The 6,803-nt window shown below is 36.5% G+C and carries 2 protein-coding genes; both read left to right on the top strand.

Going from position 1 to position 6,803, the window contains the following annotated elements:
* The first annotated feature begins 665 nt into the window (after positions 1-665).
* Positions 666-1,124 (top strand): hypothetical protein, encoded by a 459-nt coding sequence (locus DK442_RS24660; protein ID WP_109438585.1) that lies wholly within the window; start codon positions 666-668, stop codon positions 1,122-1,124.
* Between the two features lie 10 nt (positions 1,125-1,134).
* The coding region (locus DK442_RS24665) for a choice-of-anchor L domain-containing protein (RefSeq protein ID WP_200825170.1) at positions 1,135-6,803 on the top strand (5,669 nt) is incomplete at its 3' end.

Raw genomic sequence — 6,803 nt, forward strand, 5'->3', positions numbered from 1 at the left:
TACGATAAATTAGAGATTGAATTTCAGTATTAAATGCAGATTTTATCGATTAATAACAATATTAATCTCTTTTTTTAAGGTCAAAACCTCTTTTTTTATACGTTTATATCAGTTTTTTGTAGAAAATAGACTACAAAGTGTTTCTGTTTTGTAGTAATTTAAACTCCTTTTTCATTGATAATCAGTGGTTTAATTGTTTAATTGTGGTTTAGCCGTAATTATTTTGATGTTTTAAATTATTTAGAATCAAGCTTTTATGTATAAATTTATAATGTTAAAAAAAACATAATGTATGTTTTGCTAGTTATAATGTTTATTTGTCCCATAAATGTTATAAGTATTGAACTTAACCTGTAAAATAAATTGCCTGTGGAAAGCATTATTTTTATCTCTTTAATGAAAAAATGACGGTTTTTTATCGTCACGATTTTTGTTGTCTAAATATGTATAAATCGTATTCTGAAAATTGTTTTTTTTATACAGTTGCAGAGTAGTGATTATATAATAACGAATAGGATAAAAATATAGATTGAATTCATATTGTTTTCCTTAAATAGTATATAATGATAAATAGTTAAAATCATAGTATAACAATAACAATCTCACTGTTGTAAAAGTTTTGGCGAGCCAACGATAGTAGAGATCTGAATAACGATAAATTTAATATGAAATTAACCATGACAAGGTTTCATTTTTCTACACCCAAAGTTGTATCAAAACATCTTTCTGCAAAAGATAATATATCTAATTATACCACAATAATTTTAATAGGAGCAATGACTCTTTTATTAGGAATTTATTCTTTTGTGGCATACTCCTTTTTAACAACTTCCTCTTCATTATTGATTGAAGACTATTCTTTTTTACCTACCACTATAACCAGTCAAAACAAACAAACTAACCAATTTTTTTCGCATCATAAAGTAACTATAAATGATAATGTATTGATAAATAATGAGGCTATTGACTCACTTCCTATTTCTACTTTTTTAAAAAATCATTTAGAACAGATCCCTAAAGATCACCCATTACAGAGGAGTAGATCTATGCTTTGCATCTCAGAAATAATAATAGAAACGGGTTTTTCTGAATCCTTTCAAAAAAATAATAAAACAGTTTCATAATAGATAGCTTATGAAAATTTATACTCAATTCCTATTTCTAATACGAGACATACTAGCCTGGATGTATAATTTTTTGGGCTTTTGCCAGATAAGAAAAAACACTTTTGGTAGTAGAAAAAAAGATTACACCGTTCAAAAAACAAGAAGTAATTTATCTCTTGTGTTTATAATTGTAGTAATGTTTATAGGCTCTGTTGTACATGGGCAATTTAGCTGTTCTTCTGTTTTTTATCAGATTATAGATGGTGAACTTAGAAGTTATGATCCTATTACAGGAGGGTATTCAAGTCCTATTAATACTACACCTCGATATAATGCAGTTGGTTATAACAGAATAGATAATTTTGTATATGGTATAGGAAGAGCAGGTGCTATAAATCGACATTTAATTAGAATTGACGCAGACGGTACATTTGAGGACCTAGGTGAATTAACCAATATGGGAACTGGAGGAATATCGGGAGATGTAGATGATAGTGATAATTTATGGATTGATCGTGGTTCAGAATATGATAGAATAGAAAATTTATCTACTCTTGTTGCAGGAGGTTCACCGGCAGTAGTCACTGTAAATTTTACAGGAGGAAGTGCTGATGAAGCAAATGACGCTGTATTTATTAATGGAAACTTATATGGAGTGAGTCAAACTCCAAATTTATTGATTTGGAATCTTACTACATTGACAAAAACCGAAGTACCTCTTTCTGGTATTCCAACGGCAATTGGGTATGGAGCTGCATTTACAGATTCGGCAGATCGTTTATATGTATCCTACAATGATGGAGGTTTATATCATATTGATGATTACAATACGGGTACTCCAATAATTTCTTTTTTAGGTTCTACTATAGCTACAACCAGTAATGATGGTTTTTCGTGTCCTACAGCATCTTCTGCGATTGATCAGGATGGGGATAATAATTTAAATCCGTCTGATTTGGATGTGGACGGAGATGGTTTGAGGAATACGGATGAATCCCCATCAGATCCATTTGCTGATGTTGATGCTGATAATGTATTTGCCTATCTGGATGATGATGATACTATGGGAGCCATTGGAAACCTCGATGGAGTTGTTGAAGCTATTTTTGATACTGATGCCGATGGAATCCCGGATTTCTTTGATTTAGATAGTGATAATGACGGAATTTATGATGTTGTAGAAGCGGGACATGGATTACCACATACCAATGGAAGAATCACAGGACATGAAACAGGATCAGGAACCAATGGACTTTTTGATGGAGCAGAAAGCGCTGCCGATTCGGGAACTCTTGGATATACAATTACAGATACAGACGGCTTAGGAAATCCCAATTTTCAGTCTTTAGAGTCAGATGGAGATGTATGTAATGATGTAGTAGAAGCTGGTTTTACTGATGGTGATGTTGATGGAGTTTTAGGGTCTTCACCAATTACAATTGATGAGAATGGAGTTGTCACTAGTGGAGTCGATGGATATACAGCTCCGGGAGGAGATTATTTGGATGATCAAATATCCACTGCTTGTGTATTAATTCCGTTTAATTGCCCACAAACATTTTATCAAATTATTGCAGGAGAATTAAAAAGCTATGATCCTATAACAGGAGAATATTCTGACCCCATTAATATTACCCAATTTTATAATGCAACAGGATATAATACCTTAGACGATTTTGTATATGGTATTGGTAAAGGAGGAGGTTCGAGCCCAATTAATAATCACCTTATTAAAGTAGGAGTTAATGGAGCTATAAAAGATCTTGGTCCTTTAGGTGGAGGTTTTGCAGGAGGGGGTATTTCTGGAGATGTAGATGATAGTGATAATTTATGGATTAATAGAGGAAATCATTATGATCGAATAGCAAATGTATCAACATTACCAGAAGGAGGAAATCCAGTCGTAATAACAGTAACATTTACAGGTCCCGGAGGAACTGCAGTACCTAGTCAAAGAACAAATGATGTCGTTTTTATTAACGGTAAACTATATGGGGTTACTAATGCAAGTGAATTAGTAATATGGGATCTTACTACCTTAGAAAAAACGGTAATAGGTGGTTTAGCAACACCTACAGCAACTAATTTTGGAGCCGCATTTACCGATGCAGAAGATCGCCTATATGTATCATATAACGATGGAGGCATGTATTTAATCAATGATTATGATACTGCTACTCCAACGGCTTCTTTTTTAAATTCTACAATATCTACCACAAGTAATGATGGGTTCGCTTGTCCAGATGCAACTTCTGCTTTTGATGAAGATCAGGACTTAGTACTTGATCCACTAGATTTGGATGTAGATAATGACGGTATTCCTAATGTAGATGAATCTCCAACCGATCCTTATGCAGATGTAGATACCGATAATGTTTTTGCATATCTGGATGATGATGATAACAACAATTTAGTAGGAAATGATGATGATGCTATTCAGGCTAGTTTTGATACCGATGGGGACGGTGTACCAGACTTTTTTGATTTGGATAGTGATAATGATGGGATTTATGATGCAGTAGAAGCCGGTCATGGGCAAACAGTGGGAACAGACGGGAGAATAACTGGTGCCAATACAGGGTCAGGGGATAATGGTCTTTTTAATGCGCTCGAAGATGTGGATACAGATGCGGCAGTGCTAAATTACACAATTGCTGATGCAAATGTTGCAGGAAATCCAGATTTTCAATCAATTGATAGTGATGTTGATGGGTGTAGTGATGCTAATGAGGCCTATGCTAACCCTAATGCAGATGGAGGAGATGGTGGAGTATATAACCCGGGAAATACAGCAACCGAACCATTAACAGTAGCGAATGCTACTGTAAACTCTAAAGGAATAGTAGTAGCAGCTCCTTATAATACAGGAATAGTTGCTGCTGTAACTAATGATGCTATTGCAACTGGATGTGATGATGGAGATGGTATTCAGGGAACCGAAGAGAATCAGGGACCTAATGGAGGTGATGGTAATGGAGATGGTATTTTAGACTCTTTACAAGGTAATGTAGCTACTTTGCTGATTGCAGACGGAACAGGGTTTGTTACAGTGGAAACGACAGGAGATTGTATACAGATTACGAGCATAGACACAGTATTAGAGTCTGAATTGGGAGCAAATGATACTGGATATAATTATCCTTTTGGGTTGATTGATTTTACATTGACCTGTGTCAATGCAAATGATGATGTAACCGTGACATATTATTGGCATGTAGCTAACTCTTTATCAGGATATACATATCGTAAATATGGTCCGGCTAGTCCAGGAGGATTGACTGATATATTCCAAAACTTCGCCACTACATATAACACTAGTGTTATTGGGTCAAATACAGTTCCTACAGCTTCATATGTGCTTCAGGATGGTCAACCTGGTGATGATACAGTTTCTGATGGACAAATTATTGATCCGGCAGGACCAGCAGTATTAACTATAAACTCAGATAATGATAGTGTAGCCGATAGCGATGATAAAGATGATGATAATGATGGAATCCCAGATATCGAAGAATGTGATTTTGGAGGTGGTTCTTTTGGAATTGAATTAGTTGATGATGCAGATACAAATTTTGAAATTACTGCTGAGGACAATTCAATAACATTAGCAAATCTATTATTCGCTCCAAACTCTGATCTTACTCTGGTTTCTTCAACTGTTAATGTTGGTAATGGAACAGTACCGCAAATTGGAACATTTGATGACGGAGACCAAATAACAGATAGTGGTGGGAGTCCTAATGCATTCGTAGGATTTGATAAGGGAATTATATTTTCTTCAGGGAATGTCCTCGAATTAGATGATAATTTGTCTAACCAATTTTATGAAGATGAACCAACACCTCCATTCTCTACATTTGGACCTGCTTTAGGATTTAATGGAAATGGAACTGGAGTTGCAGGAGGAGGAACTGATTCAGATTTTGCAGGAGGTAGTAGTACAGAGTTTGATGTCGCTAGTTTAGAAGTTGTTGTTAATGTTCCGACTGAAACAACAATTATCGGTGAGTTTGTATTTGCTTCAGAAGAATATAATGATTTTGTGAATACGGGTCTAAATGATGCCGCCAAAATATTTGTAAATGGAACCAATGTAGCGCTAACACCTTCAGGATCGCAAATAAGTATAAACACGGTAAATAATACCACTGATAGCGCATTTTTTATAGATAATGAAACTGATCCTACAGCAGTAAATATTGAAGCTGACGGATTTACAACCACAATAACATTTTCAGCTGTACTTACTGCTGGAGATAATACAATTAAGATTGGTGTAGCAGATAATGGAGATAATGTTTTTGATTCCTGGTTAGTTTTTAAGGCAAATTCATTCGAATTATGCTATGATAGAGATTTTGATGGTGATGGAATTGTGGATCGTCTTGATTTGGATAGTGATAATGATGGGATTTATGATGCTGTAGAAGCTGGACATAATCAAGCTCATGTTAATGGAGTAGTATCGGGTGCAGTAGGAGCAGATGGTATTCCAGATGCTGTTCAAGGGTCAGGAAATGAGGATAGCGGAACAATAAACTATGTTCTTGCAGATAGTGATACCGATGATAATGATAATTTCTTAGAATTAGATAGTGACAATGATGGATGTAATGATGTCACCGAAGCAGGGTTTACCGATGGAGATAATAATGGATTTTTAGGAAGTGGTACGTTTGGTGCTGGTCTTACCGTTGATGGGAATGGAGTAGTTACTTCTGGAACTGATGGGTATACAGGTACAAATGCAAATGTGACCACATCTGGTGTTTCACCATCAATTACTACACAACCATCTAATGCAATTATATGTTCAGGAACAAATACTACGTTTACTGTAGTTACTTCTGATGCAGATACATATCAATGGCAAGTTGATTCCGGAAGTGGATTTGTTAATATTGATCCTGCAAACATAGGTGATATTTATAGCGGAAGTGATACTGCAATATTGACTTTAACAGGGCCTACAACATTTGACAATGGGAATCAATATCAAGTTATTGTTACTAGTTCTACATATATATGTAGCTCGGTTACTTCAGAAATAAGAACATTAACCGTTACAGCGGCACCAACGGCTGGGACTTTATCGGGTACTACCGAAGCTTGTGCAGGAAGTACGACTACTTTTAGCTCTACAGAGGCCGGCGGAAGCTGGAGTTCGGCAAACACATCAATCGCAACGATTAATTCAAGCACTGGACTGATTACCGGAGTAGCAGCAGGTACGGTAACGATGACCTATACAGTAAGTGGTACAGGGGGATGTCCTGATGCTACTGCGACAAGGGATGTAACCATTACAGCTGCACCAGTTGCTGGAACCCTATCGGGAACTCAGGAAGCCTGTATCGCCGGTACGACTACTTTTAGTTCAACAGAGGCAGGAGGAAGCTGGAGTTCAGCTAACACATCAATCGCAACCATCAACGCAAGCACTGGACTGATTACCGGAGTTGCAGCCGGTACGGTGACGATGACCTATACAGTAAGTGGTACAGGGGGATGTCCTGATGCTACTGCGACTAGAGATGTAACCATTACCGCACCACCCACAGCAGGAACTTTATCCGGAACTCAGGAAGCCTGTATTGCCGGTACGACTACCTTTAGTTCAACAGAGGCTGGAGGAAGCTGGAGTTCGGCCGATATTACTATTGCAACGATTAATTCAAGCACTGGACTGATTACGGG

It is taken from the genome of Aquimarina sp. AU119, from assembly GCF_900312735.1.
Taxonomy (GTDB): domain Bacteria; phylum Bacteroidota; class Bacteroidia; order Flavobacteriales; family Flavobacteriaceae; genus Aquimarina; species Aquimarina algiphila.